Source organism: Arthrobacter senegalensis, from assembly GCF_059091765.1.
Map to the genome: position 1 here is coordinate 410,205 of NZ_JBNHGZ010000002.1, position 17,559 is coordinate 427,763.

The window sequence follows — 17,559 nt, forward strand, 5'->3', positions numbered from 1 at the left end:
GCCGCACCACCGACCGACGAGCACGAAGGAGAAGACGATGACCGCCAATCCGGAGTCGCCGCCGCTGGGGGTGGCGGTGCTGGGGCATGCCTTCATGGGCAAGGCCCACTCCAATGCCTGGCGCAACGTGTCCGCCTTCTATCCCGGCGGGCCCGCGGTGGCCCGGCGGGTGCTGGTCGGCCGGAATGCGGACGGCGTGGCCACGGACGCGGCCCGGTACGGCTGGGCGGAGGGCTCCACGGACTGGCGGGCCGTGCTCGAGCGCGACGATGTGCAGATCGTGGACATCTGCACCCCCGGCCACCTGCATGCCGACCTGGCCGTCGCCGCGCTTCAGGCGGGCAAGCACGTGATGGTGGAGAAGCCGCTGGCCAACTCGGTGGCCGAAGCCGAGCGCATGGCCGCCGCGGCCCGCGCCGCCGGGGCGGCCGGCGTCCAGTCGATGGTCGGCTTCAACTACCGGCGGGTGCCGGCGCTGGCCCTGGCGCGCCAATTGATCGCCGAGGGCAGGATCGGCGCCGTGCGGCAGATGCGGGTCGCCTACCTTCAGGACTGGCTGGCCGACGACACCGCCCCCATGACCTGGCGGCTGCGCCGCGAGACCGCCGGCTCCGGGGCGCTCGGCGACCTGGCTTCGCACGCGGTGGATCAGATCCATTTCCTGCTCGGCGCGCGGGTCACGTCGGTCTCCGCCACGCTCAACACGTTCGTCGAAACCCGGCAGGGTCCGGGCGGCCCCGAACCTGTGACGGTGGACGACGCCGCGTGGGCGACCCTGCGGCTCGATTCCGGCGCCGTGGCCAGCCTGGAAGTCAGCCGGATGGCCGCGGGCCGCAAGAACGCGCTGCGGATCGAGGTCTACGGGTCCGCCGGGCATCTGGGCTTCGACCTGGAGCGGCTTAACGAGCTCTCCTATTACGACGCCGGGGCCCCGCCGGGGCTCGCGGGTGCGGCGAGGATCCTGGTCACCGAGGAGACGCACCCGTACGTGCAGGCCTGGTGGCCGCCCGGGCACGTGCTCGGCTGGGACCACACGTTCACCAGCCAGGCCGCCGATTTCCTGGCCGCGGTGGCAACCGGCCGGGCACCGAGCCCAAGCTTCGAGGACGGCCTGGCCGTGCAGAAGGTGCTGGACGCGATGGTGCGCAGCGCCGGGCAGGCGGGCACCGCCGTCGTCCTTGCCGAAACCGACACCCGCGCCGACTACGCAGGAGCAACCGATGGCCCGTAATTTCACGCTGTTCACCGGCCAGTGGGCGGACCTGCCCTTGGAGAAGGTGGCCGAACTGGCCGCGGGCTGGGGCTACGACGGCCTGGAGATCGCGGTGTCCGGCGACCATCTCGATGCGTGGCGCTGGGACGACGACGACTACATCGCCGACCGGCTCGGCATCCTGGAGCGCAACGGCCTGCGGGTATGGGCGATCTCCAACCACCTGAAGGGCCAGGCGGTGTGCGACGACCCGATCGACTTCCGGCATCAGGCAATAGTCGGCGAGCGCGTGTGGGGCGACGGCGAGCCGGAGGGCGTGCGGGCGCGGGCGGCCGAGGAGATGAAGCACACGGCGCGGCTGGCGCAGCGGCTCGGCGTGAAGACGGTGGTGGGATTCACCGGGTCTTCGATCTGGCAGTACGTGGCGATGTTTCCGCCGGTGCCCGCGGACGTGATCGAGGGCGGCTACCGGGACTTCGCCGACCGGTGGAACCCGATCCTGGACGTGTTCGACGAGTGCGGGGTCCGGTTCGCGCACGAGATCCACCCCTCCGAGATCGCCTACGACTACTGGTCGACCGTGCGGGCGCTGGAGGCCTTGGGGCACCGTGAGGCGTTCGGCATTAACTGGGACCCCAGCCACATGATGTGGCAGGACATCGACCCGGTCTCGTTGATCTGGGACTTCAAGGACCGGATTTACCACGTGGACTGCAAGGACACGAAGCTGCGGATCACCGGGCGCAACACGCGGCTGGGATCGCATCTGCCGTGGGGCGACCCGCGGCGCGGCTGGGACTTCGTCTCCACCGGTCGCGGCGACGTGCCCTGGGAGGCCAGCTTCCGGGCGCTGGCGGCGATCGGCTACGACGGGCCGATCTCGGTGGAGTGGGAAGACGCCGGAATGGACCGGCTGCAGGGGGCGCCCGAAGCCCTCCGGTTCCTCAAGGGGTTCGACTTCGATCCGCCGCAGGCCTCCTTCGACGCCGCGTTCAAGCAGTAGGGGCTGGCGGGCGCAGGTGGCACCGTGGCAGACCCGTTCGCTCCCACGTACGCTCCCATGTATGGGCCTAACTTCCCACGTTTCGGGAGGTCTTAAGCCCCTGACCTGCGGTGATGCAGGAGGTCCATCCAAGACGTGGGAGCGAAAGTGCTCCCTGCCTGCTGCCAGTCCTGCCTCCCGAGCACGCTGGCTGTCCTGCCTGCCCGAAACACGCCGGCTGTCCAAGTTCGGCAGGAATTGTCCACGTTCTGGAAACCGATACGGCCCTGACCTGCGGCGATGCCGAACGGCCGCCCAAAACAAGGACAACCGGGGCCTCTGGCCTGCGCCGTGCGGACCTGCCCGCCGAACTCCTGCAGCTGGCCAGGACCTTTAGTAGGCTGTGGCCATGCGCGAACTCCAGGCCACGATCATTGACGAAATGGGTGTCCAGCCCTCCATCGACCCGTCGCAGGAAGTCGCACGGCGCGTCGGATTCCTCAAGGAGTACCTCAAGACCACCGGCAGCAAAGGTTTTGTGCTGGGCATCAGCGGCGGCGTCGACTCCAGCCTCGCCGGCAAGCTGGCCCAGCTGGCGGTCGACGAACTCGAGGCAGAAGGCGTCGAAGCCACCTTCGTGGCCGTGCGCCTCCCGTACGGCGTCCAGCACGATGAAGCCGACGCGCAGGCAGCCATGGATTTCATCCGGCCGAAAACGTCGTGGACGTTCAACATCAAGTCGGCCGTGGACGGCTTCGAGTCCGAATTCACGACGACGACCGGCGAAGAGATCACCGACTTCAACAAGGGCAACATCAAGGCCCGGGCACGGATGATGGCCCAGTACGCGCTGGCCGGCCAGCACAACTACCTGGTGCTGGGCACAGACCACGGCGCCGAGTCGGTGACCGGCTTCTTCACGAAATTCGGCGACGGCGCCGCCGACGTGCTGCCCCTGTTCGGACTCAACAAGCGGCAGAACCGGCAACTGTTGGTGCACCTTGGTGCCAGCGACCAGGTGGCACACAAGGTGCCGACGGCAGACCTGTTGGACACCACGCCCGGCCGCACCGACGAGGACGAACTGGGGATCAGCTACGACCACATCGACGACTACCTTGAGGGCCGCGCCATCCCCGACGAGGTCGCAGAAAAGATCGAGCAGCGCTACCTGATGACCCGGCACAAGCGGACCACCCCGGTGTCCATCCTCGACAAGTGGTGGCAGGGCTAGGCGGAACCGTCAGCCGAGCAGGCGAGGCACGCCCGGCGGGACTCCCGCTGACCGCCATCTGGCCGAGTGAAGCACAGCCCGCCTGAGGATCTGCCACCCGCTCGGGCGGCTGAAGCGTCAGCCGACCAGGCTCTTCGCCCGCATCACTGCCTTGCGGAACTCATCCTGGTTTTTCCGGCTGATCATCGCCCTGCCACCGGGGCTGGGCGCCCTGATGACGGTCGGGCGGGTGAACGCACCCATGTGTTTCGCCCATTGAGTTTTGGTGAACGTCCCGCACAGCACGACGGCTTGGAGCCGAGGCAGCAGCCCCAGGACGGACTTGAGCGCCTTGACGCCGGCTATTGTCTGGACCGGAGTCGGCTCGGCGCCGTTAAGGAAAAACGGCACCGTATTCCAGAGGAGAACGCCCTCGTGCAGCTCCGCTTCCTGGCGTTCGTTCCAGCACCGCTCGGCCGCCTGGTCGGGGTTGTCTACCGAGACGAATCCCGGCCCCTCAGCGGTGACCGTCTGGCTGCCCGGGCTATCGAGCAGAAAGAGCACCCGCGCCTCAACGCCCGCATCCGCCGGATCAAAATGCGGGACGGGCTCCGTGCGGGTCCGCGCGTAGGCGTCCCGCCATTCCTCAAGCTTCTGTATGGCCGGCTCGGATGACAGCATGGCTTGCCGCCGCTGCCGTTCGAGTGGATCTGCTAAAGACTGCGGCTTATCAGCAAACATTTAACCAACATACCCCTCAAGCCATGGGGCCGTGAGGGATCCGACGGCGGGGGGAGCCGCCCGGGGGCCAGCACAGCCAGCCTCCCCGAGCCGCGAGCCCCGCCGCCCCCGACGGCGGGGCGAGCCGCCCGAGGGGCGAGCACAGCCTGAGCTGACGACGGGCCCAGCCGCCCGAGCGGCGAGCACAGCCTGCCGCCGTTGGGTAACGTAGCTGTTGTGAAGATTGCTACCTGGAATGTGAACTCGATCCGTGCCCGCGCCGACCGCGTTGAGTCCTGGCTGCAGCGCTCCGACGTGGATGTGCTGGCCATCCAGGAGACCAAGGCCAAGGATGAGAACTTCCCGTGGGACCTGTTCGAGAAGAACGGCTACGAGGTGGCGCACTTTGGCCTGAACCAGTGGAACGGCGTGGCCATCGCCTCGCGGGTGGGCCTGGATGACGTGGAACGGACGTTCGACGGGCAGCCGCACTTCGGCAAGACCGAGGACACCACTGCCGCCGAGGCCCGTGCCATCGGGGCGACCTGCGGCGGCGTGCGCGTGTGGAGCCTGTATGTCCCCAACGGCCGCACGGTCGACGATCCCCACATGCCCTACAAGTTGAACTGGCTCAAGGCCCTCAAGGAAGAGGCCGCCGGCTGGATCCAGGCGGACCCGGCGCTCCCCGTCGCGCTGATGGGCGACTGGAACATCGCTCCCACCGACGACGACGTCTGGGACATCGATTGGTTCCGGGCGCAGAACGCCACCCACGTGACCGAACCCGAGCGCGCCGCCTTCCGCGCGTTCGAAGAGGCCGGATTCGTCGACGTCGTCCGCCCGCACACCCCCGGGCCCGGCGTCTACACCTACTGGGACTACACGCAGCTGCGCTTCCCCAAGAAGGAAGGCATGCGCATCGACTTCATCCTCGGCTCCCCCGCGCTGGCCTCCCGCGTCACCGGGGCGATGATCGACCGCGAAGAGCGCAAGGGCAAGGGCGCCTCGGACCACGCGCCGGTCATCGCGGAGCTGGACTGAGATGAAGTTCCCGTACGTCTCCTACCTGCGGGTCTTCGAACCACTGGATGTGTTCGACGACGACCAGCAGCTGCTCATCATGAGCCAGCGCGGCCGGGGCAGGGACGTCACGGAGGACCTGGACCGCGGTGACTCGCTGCGCCGGATCACCCGCACCGTGTCGGACCCGTTTCCGCACTCCAGCGACGACCTGATTCGGGTCCTCCACTATCCGACGCCCGAGGGCATCACCACGCCGCGGTACTGCCCCAACCAGCTGGCCGTCCGCAGCACCCTGGCCGCCGAATCGCTCTCCAGCAGCCTGCGCGATCCACTGCTGGGGCTGCTGGTGCCCGAAGCGGCGAGGGACGCCCAGCAGTCCCGGCTGGACCCGGACAACTTTGTGGACGCCCTGGCCAAGCTGCATACGCGCAGCTCCACCTGGGGCATCCCGTTCGGCTGGTTCGTGCTGTTCCGCGAGGACGACCACACCGAAAAGGTGGAGAGCGACCACACGCTGCAGACGGTCCGCCTGGCCGCCCCGGTCCCGCAGTGCATCGACCGGGCCCGCTACGCGGCGGCTTCCCTGGCCCTCGCCGCCCCGGGCCTGGACCTGCTGGAAGAACTGACCGAGCTGACCGAGTGGCTGGAAACCTTCACCGCGGACGGCATCGTGGAGCTGGATTACGGCCGCGTGGCCGAGCTGGTCTACCCGGACGAATCACCCTCGGACGTGCACGCCGGCATCGAATCGCTGGCCGACGGAGACATGACCGGCGCCGCCGCCGCCTACCGCCGCCTCGCCGGCCGCTGGATCAAGATCCGCCAGCTCGCCCGCGCGTCCTGACCGCCGGCCCGGAGCCTCCCGGCAATCACGACGACGGCGGGGCGGTCGAGGCCCGGATCACCAGTTCGTGGGGCTGGACCCGCGGCACGTCCAGCCGCGCCTTCCCCTGCAGTTCGGCCAGCAGCAGCCGGGCCGCGTAGGCCCCCTGTTGGTCCGGCCGTTGCCGGACGGTCGTCAGCCCCATCGGCTCGGCGAACTCGTGGTCGTCGATGCCCACGACGGAGACGTCCTCGGGCACCCGCAGCCCGCGCTCCTGCGCGGCCCTCAGGGCGCCGAAGGCCATCTCGTCCGCGGAGGCGAAGATCGCCGTCGGCCGTTCCCCGGGTGTATCGAGGAGCGCGCCGGCGGCAGTCCTGCCGCCGGAGAACCGGAAGTCGCCCATGGCCAGCCATTCCGGCCGTACCCGCAGCCCGTGTCGGGCCATCGTGTCCCGGAAGGCCAGCTCGCGGCGGCGCGGTACGTCAAAGTCGATCCCGTAGGCGCCGCCGCCCTGCAGGTGCGCGATCCGCGTGTGCCCGAGCCCGATGAGATGCTCGACGGCCTCGGCGGCCGCGGCGGTGTCATCCACGCTCACGCTGCGCAAACCGTCCACCTGCCCGCCGACGATCACGTTCGGATACTCCAGCGCCTGCAGCGCCGTCAGTTCGTCCGCGGTCAGCTCCATGCACATCACCAACAGCGCGTCGATCCGCTTGCGCAGCATGGACCGGTGGAACACCCGTTCACGGTTGGTGCCGGTGCCGCCCAGACTGAACACGACCAGGTCGTAGCCGGCCGCCCGCAACACCCGGTCCACGCCTTCCAGCGCGGACGCGAAGTACCACCGGTCGATCACCGGCAGCAGCACGCCCATGGCCCTCGTGCGGCCCGAGGCCAGGTGGGCCGCCGACGACGACGGCACGTAGCCCAGCGAGTCGGCGGTCGCCAGCACGCGGTCGCGGGTAGCCGTGGAGACCCCGGACAATCCGCGCAGGGCACGGGAAACCGTTGCGGTCGAGACGCCGGCGGCCCGCGCGACGTCATCGATCCCGGTCACGGCGCGCTCACCCCTTAAGGCCACCAGCCAGCAGGCCGCGGACAAAGTAGCGCTGCAGGCCGAAGAACACCGCCAGCGGCACGATCATGGAAACGAACGCGCCGGCGGTCAACCGGTGCCACTCGTCGCCGCGGGTGCCCGTCAGTTCGGCCAGCCGCTGGGTGATCGGCGCGACGTCGGCGGTGCCTCCGGAGAACACCAGGGCCACCAGCAGGTCGTTCCAGACCCACAGGAACTGGAAAATGCCGAAGGAGGCGATCGCCGGCACGGACAGCGGCAGGATGATCCGCCAGAAGATTGTCGCGTGCCCGGCGCCGTCCACCCGAGCCGCCTCGATGACCTCCCCGGGGATCTCCGAGATGAAGTTGTGCAGCAGGAAGATGGCCAATGGCAGCGCGAAGATGGTGTGCGCGATCCACAGCTGGGCGTAGGTTCCGGCCGGCAGCAGCTGGAACTCGCCGATCTTGAGGTTGATGAACAGCGAGAGCAGCGGGATCAGCGCCATCTGCAGCGGCACGATCTGCAGCGCGAACACCACAATGAACAAGGTGTCCTTGCCGCGGAACCTGCCCCAGGCGAAAACGTAGGCCGCCATCGAGGCGATCACCAGGGGGATCAAAGTTCCCGGGATGACGATCGCCAGCGAGTTGATGAAGTACTGCCCCAGGTTGGACGCGGATCCGCCCTTGGAGGCCAGCACGTCGGTGTAGTTCTCGGTGGTGAACTGCAGGTCGCCCAGGATGTTCCACCAGCCGTTGGCCTGGATGTTGTCTTCCGGGCGCAGCGAGGAAATGAACAGGCCGAAGGTCGGCACGGTCCAGATGACGGCGATGATGATCGCTGCCGCGGTGGCTCCGCGCGAGGTCAGGCGCTGCTTGACCCGCCGGGTGATCGGGATCTGCTGTTCGGTGGTGCTGGCCAGGACGGCGTCGGGAGCGGTGGGGATGGCAGGCGTTGCGCTCATCGGATTTCCCTCTGCTTCTTCAGCTGCCGGGCGTTGTAGACGACGATCGGCAGCACCATCAGGAACAGAATCAAGGCCAGCGCGGCGCCGCGTCCGGGTTCGTTGGCGCGGAACGCCTGGGTGTACATCTCGTTGGCCACCACCGAGGTTTCGAAGTTTCCGGCGGTCATGGTCCGCACGATGTCGAAGACCTTCAGCGTGCCGATCGTGATGGTGGTGACCACCACGATCAGTGCCCCCCGGATGGACGGGATGGTGATGGAACGGAACTGCTGCCAGGCGCTGGCCCCGTCCAGCCGGGCGGCCTCGACGATTTCGGTGGGGATGCCCTTGATCGCCGCGGAGAGGATCACCATGGCGAAGCCGGTCTGGATCCAGACCATGACCGCGATCAGGAAGAACGTGTTCTCCGGCGCGTCCAGCAGGAACTGCTTGGGTTCGCCGCCAAACCACACCAACACCTGGTTCAGCAGGCCAATCTGTTCGCGTTCGCCGCCGCGGTACGTGTACATGAATTTCCAGATCACGCCGGCGCCCACCATGGAGATGGCCATCGGCATGAACACCAGCGCCTTGAGCGCCTTCTCGCCGCGCGCCCGGTCGATGAACACCGCGTAAGCCAGGCCGATGCCGGTCGACAGCAGCGGCACCAGGACCACCCACAGCAGCGTGTTGCGCAGCGTAACCAGCGCTTCGGGCTGGGTGAACATCCACACAAAGTTGTCCAGGCCGTTCGGCGTTCCGGTGCGGTCCGTGAACGCCAGGTACGTGGTCTGGATGGCCGGCCACACCAACCCAATGGTGAGGAGCACGACGGCGGGGGCCAGGAACCCGATGATCGTCGCCTTATCGCGGAACGACTTCGGCGCCCGGTCCACCAACAGCATGATCAGGGCGATGATCGCGGCGAAGACCGCCAATGCGATCGCCACCTGCACGAGCTTCTCGCCAACGTCCTCCATGGCACTTACCTCCTTGGTGCGTGGAAGGGACAGGCCGTGCCCGGCCACACCGCCTGCATCGGGTCGCAGGCGGTGCGGCCGGGCTGCCGGCGGCTGCCTAGTCCTTGGGCCAGCTGGCCTCGATGGAATCCACGACCTCTTGCGTCGACTTGCCGTTGATCCACTCCACGATGCCGCTCCAGAAGGAGTTGGCGCCGACCGCGCCCGGCATCAGGTCCGATCCGTCGAACCGGAAGGTGGTGTCCTCCGACTGCAGCAGTTCGATGGACTGGCGGTCCAGGTCGCTGGCGGCCAGCGCCGGGTCGAGGCCCTTGTTGGCGCTGATCGCGGCGCCCTGCTTCACGCGGTTGTTGGCGAACTCGGCCGAGGCCATGAACTGCAGGTAGGCCGAGACCTCATCGCTTTCGGTGTAGGCTGCCACGAACTCGCCGCCACCGGTGATGGCGCTGGCGCCGGCCTCCTGGCCGGGAGTGATGAACGCCCAGACGTCGCCGTCCTCGGCCACGTTGGTGCCTTCCGGCCAGTTGGCCGCCTGGAACGTGGCCTGGTGGTGCATGGCGCAGGTGCCGTCGATCACCGGGATGCCGCCGTCGTCCACCGAGGTGGAGATGATCGAGCGGACGTCGCCGATGCCGCCGTTGACGTAGTCCTCGTTCTTCAGGATGTCGCCGACGGCGTCGAAGGCCTCGGCCACCTGCGGATCGTTGAACGGGATCTCGTGGATGACCCACTGGTCGTAAACATCCGGTCCGGCCTGGCGCAGCAGCGCGTCCTCGATCCAGTCGGTGCCCGGCCAGCCCGTGGCCTCGCCGGACTCGAACCCTGCGCACCACGGCTTCATGGTGCCCTCGTCGGCGATGGTCTGCGTGAGTTCCATCATCTCGTCCCAGGTCTTCGGAACTTCCCAGCCCTTCTCCTTGAACGTGGCCGGAACGTACCAGACGTAGCCCTTCACGCTGGCCAGCATGGGGGCGGCGTAGAAGGTGCCGTCCACGGTGCCGTAGGTCTTCCAGTCCTCGGACCAGTTCTCGTCGACCAGGTCGGACACCTCCTGGGGCGCAGGCTTCAGGTAGCCGGCCTGGGCCTGGGCGGCCAGCAGTCCGGGCTGCGGGAAGATCGCCACGTCCGGCGGATTGCCCGCCTGGGCGCGGACACCGATCTGCGTCTCGAACTCGTTGGACCCCTCGTACACCACGTCGATCCCGGTGCACTCCTCAAAGTCCACCCAGGAATTCTCCAGCAGATCCTGCTCGGCATCGGTGATGGTCGAGTAGACGCTGACCTCGGCGCCGTCGAAGGTGCCGTAGGCCTCATAGGCGGCGCAGTCTGCGGCGGGCGCCGGCGACTCTTCGGATTCTGTTCCTCCCCCGCAGGCGGACAGTGTCAGTGCCATGGCGCCGAGCGCGGCCACCGGCAGGGCGGCCTTTCTGGAGCGTGCATAGTGCATGTTGTGACTCCTTTGTCCGGTGGCCCCGACAGAGCTGAGCTGGTCAGGAAGAACCCACCAAGTACCCATCTGATAACTCGTAACGTAAACGCTTACACAGTGTGTCGCAAGGCACATTTTCGAGGCGGTGGCGTTCGATGCCGAATCGTGATGTGCGCCGCATCCGCGGCCCGCGCTGTCTGTTCGGCCTCAAAGATCATTAGGCTGGAAGTGGTCCTGACCCCCCGAATCGAGGAGAGCCAATGACCGCAGCAAACGCTCCCTGGTGGCGCGACGCCGTCATCTACCAGATCTATCCGCGCTCCTTCGCCGACCACAACGGCGACGGAATGGGCGACCTGGCCGGAATCAGCGCCAAGATCCCTTACCTAAAGAACCTGGGGGTGGACGCCATCTGGCTTTCGCCCTTCTATGTCTCCCCGCAAAACGATGCCGGCTACGACGTGGCGGACTACCGCGACGTCGACCCGCTGTTCGGCAGCCTGGACGACTTTGACTCGTTGCTGGCACGCGCCCACGAGTTGGGCCTGCGGGTGATTGTCGATCTGGTGCCGAACCACACGTCCGACCGGCACGAATGGTTCGTGGGCGCGCTGGCCTCCGAGGCCGGATCGCCCGAACGTGCCCGCTACATTTTCCGGGACGGCAAGGGCCCGGACGGTGACGAGCCGCCCAACAACTGGCAGTCGGTGTTCGGCGGCGATGCCTGGACCCGGATCACCGAACCCGACGGCACCCCCGGGCAGTGGTACCTGCACCTGTTCGACTCCTCGCAGCCGGACCTGAACTGGGAGAACCCCGAAGTCCGGGCCGAAATGGTCTCCGTCCTGCGGTTCTGGCTGGACCGCGGCGTGGACGGCTTCCGGATCGACGTGGCCCATGGCCTGGTCAAGGCCGAGGGCCTGCCGGATTGGGCGGCCAAGACCTCCATGGTGGCCGGCAGCGAGCGGCTCCCGGGCGACGACGCACTGCCAGACGGCGACGAAACGGCGGTCGGCCGGCCCGCGGGCGCCTCGCCCACCCCCGATGCACGTGCGTCCGAGGAACAGGTGCTGGAACCCGCCGCGGCAGATGCCCGCGAAGCGGCGGCACAGCAGGCAGTTGCCCGGGAGGAGGAGCGCCTCCATCCGGAGACCCCGCCCTACTTCGACCAGGACGGCGTGCACGAGATCTACCGGGAATGGCACAAGGTCCTGGCCGAGTACGACGGCGACCGCATGCTGGTCGCCGAGGCCTGGGTCGAGCCCGCCGAGCGGCTCTTTGCCTACGTCCGGCCCGACGAGATGCAGCAGGCCTTCAACTTCGACTTCCTGCTCGCCGGCTGGGATGCCCGACGGATGGCCCGCAGCATCGACGATTCGCTCGCCGCTGCGGCATCGGTGGGTGCGCCAAGCACCTGGGTGCTGTCCAATCACGACACCGTCCGCCACAGCTCCCGGTACGGGTTGGCGGATCCCACCACCTACCCCAAGGGCATTGGCCCCGGCGACGAACAGCCCGATGAGGAACTCGGCCACGCGCGCGGCCGTGCCGCGGCGCTGGTGATGCTGGCGCTGCCCGGCTCCGCCTACCTCTACCAAGGCGATGAGCTGGGCCTTCCGGAGCACACCGCCCTGCCGGCCGAAGTGCGCCAGGACCCCGCGTTCTTCCGCACCGGCGGCGAAGAGCGTGGCCGCGACGGCTGCCGGGTGCCGATCCCCTGGCGCGCGGAGGCGCACGGCTACGGGTGGGGCTCCACCCAGCATGAACCGTGGCTGCCGCAGCCCGAAAGCTTTGCGCGCTATGCGGTGGATCGGCAGGTGGGAGTAGCAGCTTCCACCTACGAGCTGTATCGGGCGGCGCTGCGCCTGCGGGCGGAACAGAAGCTGGGCCACGGCAGCCTGGAATGGGCCGCAGAGCATAATCCGGGATCTGGGATCCTGAGCTACCGCAACGGGACCCTGCAGGTCCTGGCCAACATGGGCAGGTCCGCCACCCGGCTGCCCGACGGCGCCTCCCTGGTGCTGGAGTCGCAGGAGGGAGCAGTCTCCGACGGGATGCTGCAGCCCAACGGGGCCGTCTGGCTTGCCACTGCCGCCGACGGGCAGTCCGGCTAGCGGACGCGGTCGGCGCGGACCAGCCGCGAGCGCGCGCCGGCCACCAGGTGGATGACCACCGGGAAGCTGAACCCGACGGTCAGGTCCAGCGCCTCCACGAGGTCGGAGACTTCGTCCGCCACGGCCTGCGGGGACACCCCGAGGCGCGGAGCCACCCGGACGCGCAGGCCGCCGCCGCCCTCGTAGTCGTAGGCGGTGACCGTTGCCTGCAGGATGCTGTCGCGTTCCCGCAGCGCATCGCGCAGCGCCTGCTCGGCCACGGCGGCACTGAGCCAGACGGCGCCGGGGTCGCCCGCGCCGTCGTAATCCGCGGCGATGGTACCGGTGCGGCCCTTGCCCTGCTGAGCGGCCCACGCGATCATCAGCAGCACCATCAGGAGCAGCACCAGCGCCACCACGATCCACAGCCAGCTGTCCCGCTGGCCGGGAAGGGTGGTGGCGTCCAAAACCGTCCCCAGGTTGGCGCCGGCCTGCTCCGTGGCGGCCTGCCACCGGCCGGCGAGCGCGGGAACCAGCGCCAGCGCCAGCGCGGTGCCGCCGGCCAGCATGAGCAGCAGCCCCAAAAGGGTGATCAGGATGCGGTTCAATGTGCGGGGCGTCTGATTCACTGTCCCACCACCCCCGAGCTGGAAACGAACACGCGCACCTGCGGAATCGGACTGATGCGCGCCCTGCGGACCTCGTCTTCCACCGCGGCCTGGACGGCGTCGGCATCCACCGGCTGGCCGGAGGTTGGCCGGAGCCGGACATCCACCAGCCCGCGCGAGACGACCACCAGCACCTGCTCGCGCGTCACCTGCGCCTCGATGCGCGCGCGTCGCGCCAACGAGGCGGCGATGACCTCATCGTCCACCACCACGACGCCGCGGCGGCCGGGAATGCGGTGCCGGTGCAGGTGTCCGGGGAGCACGCCCTGCAGGAAGAAGAGCAGACCGAGGAACAGGATCAGCGCTCCGGAGGCGCCCAGGACGGTCGGCGCGACGTTTCCCGGCAGTTGGTGGATCCAGCCCGCCATCTCTTCCGGTGTGGCCAGCCACGGGCGCTGCCCGATCGCCTTCAGCGCCGCTTCGAGCAGCAGGTAGAGGCAGGCCAGCCCGACGAGGACGGCGGCGATCACCGCGGCGATGGCGCGGGAACTGCGCAGTTCCCGGCTCGCCAGGCGCTCGTCGCCCGGGCGCAAGTCAGCCGGCCCCCCGCCGGTTTTGACGTCGGTGCTCACCGGACCCGGCCTCCTTCCTGCACGCGGATGCCGGTGACCCTGATGTCCACCCGGCTCAACCTCGAACCGCTGATCCAGGAGATCCTCTCTAGGATGGCTCCCTTGGCGGCGTGCGCCCGGTCCCAGACCGATCCGCCAAAGCCGTCCACCAGGTGCGGGTCCCGCACTACCCGGTTCAGCGAGGGAATGCCGACGGGAAGGGCCAGGTACAACGCGAGGGAACCGGCATCGTCCCGCCACGTCGCACGAACGAGGGAAGGTGAAATGCCCAGCACCTCCGCCGCAACCCCCTGCGCAGTGCTGGTCAACGCCTGCGTGCTGACCCGGGTATGTCCGGCATAGTGTTGCCCGGGCGGCCCGGCGGGGAGCGACGCCGGGGGCGGTCCGTCCGGCCGCCCGGCCGGCGGCGGTCCTTCCGGGCGGGGAGGCAATTCGTCCGCGTCCACAACGGGTTCCGTCATGAAGACGAGCGGCGTCCGGTCAGCGCATCCCGGATGCTGCGCCAGTCAAGCTTGCCCTCCGCGGCGCGGCCCAGCAACGCCCCCACCATCAGGAAGACCGCCATCAGCAGGAAGCCCCAGAAGTTAAACACCAGCGCGGCCCACGCCAGCACCGCACCGACGCCCATGCCGACTACCGTGTAGCTCATCCTTGTTCCTCTCGCCGTCACGAACATCCGGTTACTGGGCCGCCTGCCGCACCGGCTTCTCCGCCGGAGCCTTGGCGTCCAGGCCGGGCACGTGGACGTCGTTGATCTCCACGTTCACCTCGATCACGTCCAGCCCCACCAATTGCCCGACGGCGGTGTACACGGCCGCGCGGACGGCGCCCGCCAACTCCTGCAGCGGCTTGCCGTAAACGGCCACGAGGCTGATGTCCACGGCAACCTGCGTCTGGCCGACCTCCACGTGTACGCCCTGGCCGGCGTCGCTGCCGCCCACGACATCCCGCAGCGCACTCAGCGCCCTTGCCGTGCCGCTGCCCAGCGCGTAGACCCCCGGGACGGAGCGGGCGGCGACGGCCGCGACCTTTGCCACGGCGGCTTCGGAGATGGTGGTGCGTCCGGGGGCGTCCGGGATGCCAAGGCCTGCAGGCTGATGCGGGTCAACCGCTGCCGGGGCCGGCGCCGGCGCGCCCGGGACGCCGACAGGGGCGGTCACCGGGTGTGCCCCGGGCGATTCGCCCGCGGACGGGGCAGCCGGCCGATCCTCGTTGTGCATCTGTTCTCCCCTGACGCTGTGATGACTCTCAGGGCAAGCCTAACGCCTCATTCCCCGCAGTGTTCGGACAGCCAGTCCTTCACCGGTTGCAGGGCCCGGGCAAACCCGGCAGCGTCGAAGCGGCCGGTTGCGGACGCGTGATCCAGTTGGTCCTCCACCCTGTCCAGGTGGTCCCCCAGCCGCGGCGGAACGTCGCGGCTGAATTCGTCCAGCTCATCCTGCAGCGCCTCCAGGTCGGAGTCCTCCACGCCGGTCATGAAGCCGAGCGGGACCAGCAGCAGGGAGGCGACGTTTGCGGCCACGGCGGCGCAGGCGTGGTCCCGGCTCTTATAGCTGCCCCAGTCAGCGGCGTCTCCTCCGGCTCCCCCGCTCCCGTCGGCGGGACCAGCCCAGTCCGACGTCGGCGCCTGGCCGGGCGGCGACGCGGCCGGTCGGTCGGTGGCGGGGACAGATGCGGGGGGTGTTTCCGCGGGCGCCGTCGCTTCGGTGTCGTCCACAGCGACGGGGGCGGGCGCCGTCGTCGCCGATTCCGGCGTTGGGCCCGCGTCGCTGCAGGACGTTAGCAGGACGGCGGTTGCCATGCCGACGGCCGTCGCCTTTAAAAGGGCCTGCACGATGCTCCTCGCTCCAATCGTCCCCCTGGTCCGGTGCCTCATCAGGTGCAGGCGGCACGGGAAATCCCTTCCATGGTAGGCCAGTGAGCCTGAGTGGAAACTGGGAGCCGGGAGCGGCTGCCGCGGGACGTGGACCGGCTTGTCGGTGGTCGACTCGATGAGTTCGGCGACCAGTTCGGCGGGAGCGTCCATCTGGACGGCGGGCGGTCCGCCGGCGCGTCAGCCTACAGGGCCAGTTTCCGCCCCGGTGTGGGGATGCGGAGCCGGTCTTCGAGTCCGGCGGCGGAGAACCGGGCGCGGAGTTCTTCGTGGCCTTCGCTGAAGTGCTGCCAGCCCTCTGCGTGGACCGGCACGACGGCGGCCGCGTCCAGTGTGCGCGCCGCCTCGACCGCGGCGTCGGCGGTGAGGGTGAGCGGGGCGTTGTCGAAGGCCCCCACGCGGGCGGCTCCGGCGAAGAGCACCGCCGTGGCGATCGGCGCGAAACGTGCCGCCACGGCGTCTACCACGTCCAGCGAGGCGTTGTCGCCGCTGATGTAAACAGTCGGGAGGTCGAACCCTGTCAGGACGAATCCGGTCACGGTGCCGGTCACCGGTTCGCATCCTTCGGGTCCGTGCCGGGCCGGGACGGCGGTGACCGTGACAGTGGGCCGGTCGGCGGCCTCGAGGACTGTCCGCTCCCACGGGGCCATCCCGGTAACCGTCGCGAGCCGGTCCGCTGCCTCCAGCGTGCCGAGCACCTTGGCGTCGCCGGATTCCACCAGGCGCCGGCCGGATCTATCCAGGTTGTCCGCGTGCTGGTCATGCGAGAGGAGGATGGCGTCCACCACCGGCAGGTCTGCGGCTTGGACGGCGGGCCCGGAGGTTTTCACCAGCGTTCCGGCTGTTGCCGGGTACTCGCCGGGTTCATCAAAGGTGGGGTCGGTCAGGAACATCCAGCCACCGAACTCCAGCAAGGCCGTCGGACCGCCAATGTGGGTGATTGCGGTTTCGCTCATGCACCCATGGTGCCCGACGAAGCCGGAGGGGGACAGAGCGGGCGGACACGACGAAGCCCCGCACCCTGAACCAGGACTGCGGGGCTTCGTTTTGCTGGTGGCTCCGACCGGCGTCGATCCGGTGACCTTTCGATTTTCAGTCGAACGCTCTACCAACTGAGCTACAGAGCCGTGGCAACATCTTGCGATGATCACCGATGGCGTTCCGAAATCGCTCCGGAAACCAAAGCGACCCTGACGGGACTTGAACCCGCGACCTCCGCCGTGACAGGGCGGCGCGCTAACCAACTGCGCTACAGGGCCTTGCATTTTTTACGAGACTCAATCCTACCAGCCTTTCGAAGCGGTTCTGACCACTCCAGCGGGCTGCCATTCATGACGTCTCGCGTACCCCCAACGGGATTCGAACCCGTGCCGCCGCCGTGAAAGGGCGGTGTCCTAGGCCGCTAGACGATGGGGGCCAGGACCACTTGGGATTCATTTCCCCGCTGTGGACCTATAAAACTATAGGGCCTGTCTCGGGAAAAACCAAAACCGGCCAACGCGGCCTGCCACGGCCTCCACCCGGGCGCTTTCGAGGCCGCAGCCCGCGGGTAAAGTCGGCTGTATGCCGATGGAGATGTCCCTGCCGGAATTCGAGGACGCGGTAAACGACGCGATCGACCAGATCCCGGAAGACATCATGCGCGAGATGACCAACGTGGGCATCTTCGTCGAAGAGGAATACACCCCGCAGCCCTGGGAAGACCCCGAGACGGAACTGCTGGGCGTCTACGAAGGCACGCCGCTCACCGAGAGGGACCACTGGTGGGCCGCCGGGTCCATGCCGGACCGCATCGTCGTCTTCCGCGGCCCCCTCCAAAGGATGTGCTCCTCCCGCGAAGAATTGGTCCACGAGGTCCTGGTGACCGTGATCCACGAGGTCGCCCACCACTTCGGCATCGACGACGCCCGCCTGCACGAACTGGGCTGGGGCTGACCCCCGCCGCGCCCCTTCGGGACACACTCGGC

Annotated in this window: 19 protein-coding genes and 3 tRNA genes; 7 read left to right on the forward strand and 15 right to left on the reverse strand. The window is 68.6% G+C overall.

The window, feature by feature from the left end; all coding sequences use genetic code 11:
* Positions 1–37 precede the first annotated feature (37 nt).
* The 3 genes from AC5RVG_RS07290 to nadE all read left to right on the forward strand — a co-directional run bounded on the left by AC5RVG_RS07290 (position 38) and on the right by nadE (position 3,429).
* A complete protein-coding gene (locus AC5RVG_RS07290; RefSeq protein WP_494013321.1) occupies positions 38–1,231 on the forward strand; it encodes a Gfo/Idh/MocA family protein in 1,194 nt (397 codons plus the stop codon).
* Positions 1,221–2,216: a sugar phosphate isomerase/epimerase family protein gene (locus AC5RVG_RS07295; RefSeq protein ID WP_494013322.1), complete on the forward strand. Its 996-nt coding sequence runs from the start codon at positions 1,221–1,223 to the stop codon at positions 2,214–2,216. The genes AC5RVG_RS07290 and AC5RVG_RS07295 overlap by 11 nt, the downstream gene beginning before the upstream one ends.
* Positions 2,217–2,604: 388 nt before the next feature.
* Positions 2,605–3,429 (forward strand): NAD(+) synthase, encoded by an 825-nt coding sequence (nadE, locus tag AC5RVG_RS07300; protein WP_494013323.1) that lies wholly within the window; start codon positions 2,605–2,607, stop codon positions 3,427–3,429.
* Positions 3,430–3,546: 117 nt separating this feature from the next.
* Here nadE and AC5RVG_RS07305 read toward each other — a convergent pair whose 3' ends face one another.
* Positions 3,547–4,149 (reverse strand): uracil-DNA glycosylase family protein, encoded by a 603-nt coding sequence (locus AC5RVG_RS07305; RefSeq protein WP_494013324.1) that lies wholly within the window; start codon positions 4,147–4,149, stop codon positions 3,547–3,549.
* A 216-nt stretch (positions 4,150–4,365) separates the two neighbouring features.
* Here AC5RVG_RS07305 and AC5RVG_RS07310 point away from each other — a divergent pair, with 216 nt between their 5' ends.
* The gene (locus tag AC5RVG_RS07310; RefSeq protein ID WP_494013325.1) at positions 4,366–5,169 is read left to right on the forward strand and encodes an exodeoxyribonuclease III; all 804 of its coding nucleotides are present in this window, start codon (positions 4,366–4,368) and stop codon (positions 5,167–5,169) included.
* A gap of 1 nt (position 5,170) precedes the next feature.
* Positions 5,171–5,995, forward strand: coding sequence for a DUF8083 family protein (locus tag AC5RVG_RS07315; RefSeq protein WP_494002000.1), 825 nt, complete (start codon positions 5,171–5,173; stop codon positions 5,993–5,995).
* A 25-nt stretch (positions 5,996–6,020) separates the two neighbouring features.
* Here AC5RVG_RS07315 and AC5RVG_RS07320 read toward each other — a convergent pair whose 3' ends face one another.
* The 4 genes from AC5RVG_RS07320 to AC5RVG_RS07335 form a co-directional block, all read right to left on the reverse strand.
* Entirely contained in the window at positions 6,021–7,031 is a 1,011-nt protein-coding gene (locus AC5RVG_RS07320; protein WP_494013326.1) for a LacI family DNA-binding transcriptional regulator, read from the reverse strand.
* Between the two features lie 7 nt (positions 7,032–7,038).
* Positions 7,039–7,995 carry a carbohydrate ABC transporter permease gene (locus tag AC5RVG_RS07325; protein ID WP_493977240.1) on the reverse strand — a complete coding sequence of 319 codons (957 nt, stop codon included), beginning with the start codon at positions 7,993–7,995 and terminating at the stop codon, positions 7,039–7,041.
* A complete protein-coding gene (locus AC5RVG_RS07330; protein ID WP_494013327.1) occupies positions 7,992–8,957 on the reverse strand; it encodes a carbohydrate ABC transporter permease in 966 nt (321 codons plus the stop codon). Before AC5RVG_RS07330 ends, AC5RVG_RS07325 begins: the two co-directional genes overlap by 4 nt.
* A 97-nt stretch (positions 8,958–9,054) precedes the next feature.
* On the reverse strand, positions 9,055–10,404 hold the full coding sequence (locus AC5RVG_RS07335; protein WP_494013328.1) for an ABC transporter substrate-binding protein: 1,350 nt from the start codon (positions 10,402–10,404) through the stop codon (positions 9,055–9,057).
* Between the two features lie 242 nt (positions 10,405–10,646).
* On the opposite strand from AC5RVG_RS07335, the gene AC5RVG_RS07340 reads away from it, so the two are divergent.
* Positions 10,647–12,500: a glycoside hydrolase family 13 protein gene (locus AC5RVG_RS07340; protein WP_494013329.1), complete on the forward strand. Its 1,854-nt coding sequence runs from the start codon at positions 10,647–10,649 to the stop codon at positions 12,498–12,500.
* Here AC5RVG_RS07340 and AC5RVG_RS07345 read toward each other — a convergent pair.
* From AC5RVG_RS07345 to AC5RVG_RS07390, 10 genes are all read right to left on the reverse strand, one after another.
* Entirely contained in the window at positions 12,497–13,108 is a 612-nt protein-coding gene (locus AC5RVG_RS07345; protein ID WP_494013330.1) for a hypothetical protein, read from the reverse strand. The genes AC5RVG_RS07340 and AC5RVG_RS07345 overlap by 4 nt on opposite strands.
* A complete protein-coding gene (locus tag AC5RVG_RS07350; protein ID WP_494013331.1) occupies positions 13,105–13,719 on the reverse strand; it encodes a hypothetical protein in 615 nt (204 codons plus the stop codon). The genes AC5RVG_RS07345 and AC5RVG_RS07350 overlap by 4 nt, the downstream gene beginning before the upstream one ends.
* The gene (locus tag AC5RVG_RS07355; protein WP_494013332.1) at positions 13,716–14,180 is read right to left on the reverse strand and encodes a hypothetical protein; all 465 of its coding nucleotides are present in this window, start codon (positions 14,178–14,180) and stop codon (positions 13,716–13,718) included. The genes AC5RVG_RS07350 and AC5RVG_RS07355 overlap by 4 nt, the downstream gene beginning before the upstream one ends.
* Positions 14,177–14,368, reverse strand: coding sequence for a hypothetical protein (locus tag AC5RVG_RS07360; RefSeq protein ID WP_494001991.1), 192 nt, complete (start codon positions 14,366–14,368; stop codon positions 14,177–14,179). Before AC5RVG_RS07360 ends, AC5RVG_RS07355 begins: the two co-directional genes overlap by 4 nt.
* A 31-nt stretch (positions 14,369–14,399) precedes the next feature.
* The gene (locus tag AC5RVG_RS07365) at positions 14,400–14,939 is read right to left on the reverse strand and encodes an Asp23/Gls24 family envelope stress response protein (protein WP_494013333.1); all 540 of its coding nucleotides are present in this window, start codon (positions 14,937–14,939) and stop codon (positions 14,400–14,402) included.
* Between the two features lie 47 nt (positions 14,940–14,986).
* A complete protein-coding gene (locus tag AC5RVG_RS07370) occupies positions 14,987–15,553 on the reverse strand; it encodes a hypothetical protein (RefSeq protein ID WP_494013334.1) in 567 nt (188 codons plus the stop codon).
* Positions 15,554–15,777: 224 nt separating this feature from the next.
* A complete protein-coding gene (locus AC5RVG_RS07375) occupies positions 15,778–16,548 on the reverse strand; it encodes an MBL fold metallo-hydrolase (RefSeq protein ID WP_494013335.1) in 771 nt (256 codons plus the stop codon).
* Between the two features lie 95 nt (positions 16,549–16,643).
* A tRNA-Phe gene (locus AC5RVG_RS07380) sits at positions 16,644–16,719 on the reverse strand.
* Between the two features lie 58 nt (positions 16,720–16,777).
* A tRNA-Asp gene (locus AC5RVG_RS07385) sits at positions 16,778–16,851 on the reverse strand.
* A gap of 85 nt (positions 16,852–16,936) precedes the next feature.
* Positions 16,937–17,009, reverse strand: a tRNA-Glu gene (locus AC5RVG_RS07390).
* Positions 17,010–17,155: 146 nt separating this feature from the next.
* On the opposite strand from AC5RVG_RS07390, the gene AC5RVG_RS07395 reads away from it, so the two are divergent.
* Positions 17,156–17,527, forward strand: a complete 372-nt coding sequence (locus tag AC5RVG_RS07395; protein ID WP_494001987.1) for a metallopeptidase family protein — start codon at positions 17,156–17,158, stop codon at positions 17,525–17,527.
* Positions 17,528–17,559 lie beyond the last annotated feature (32 nt).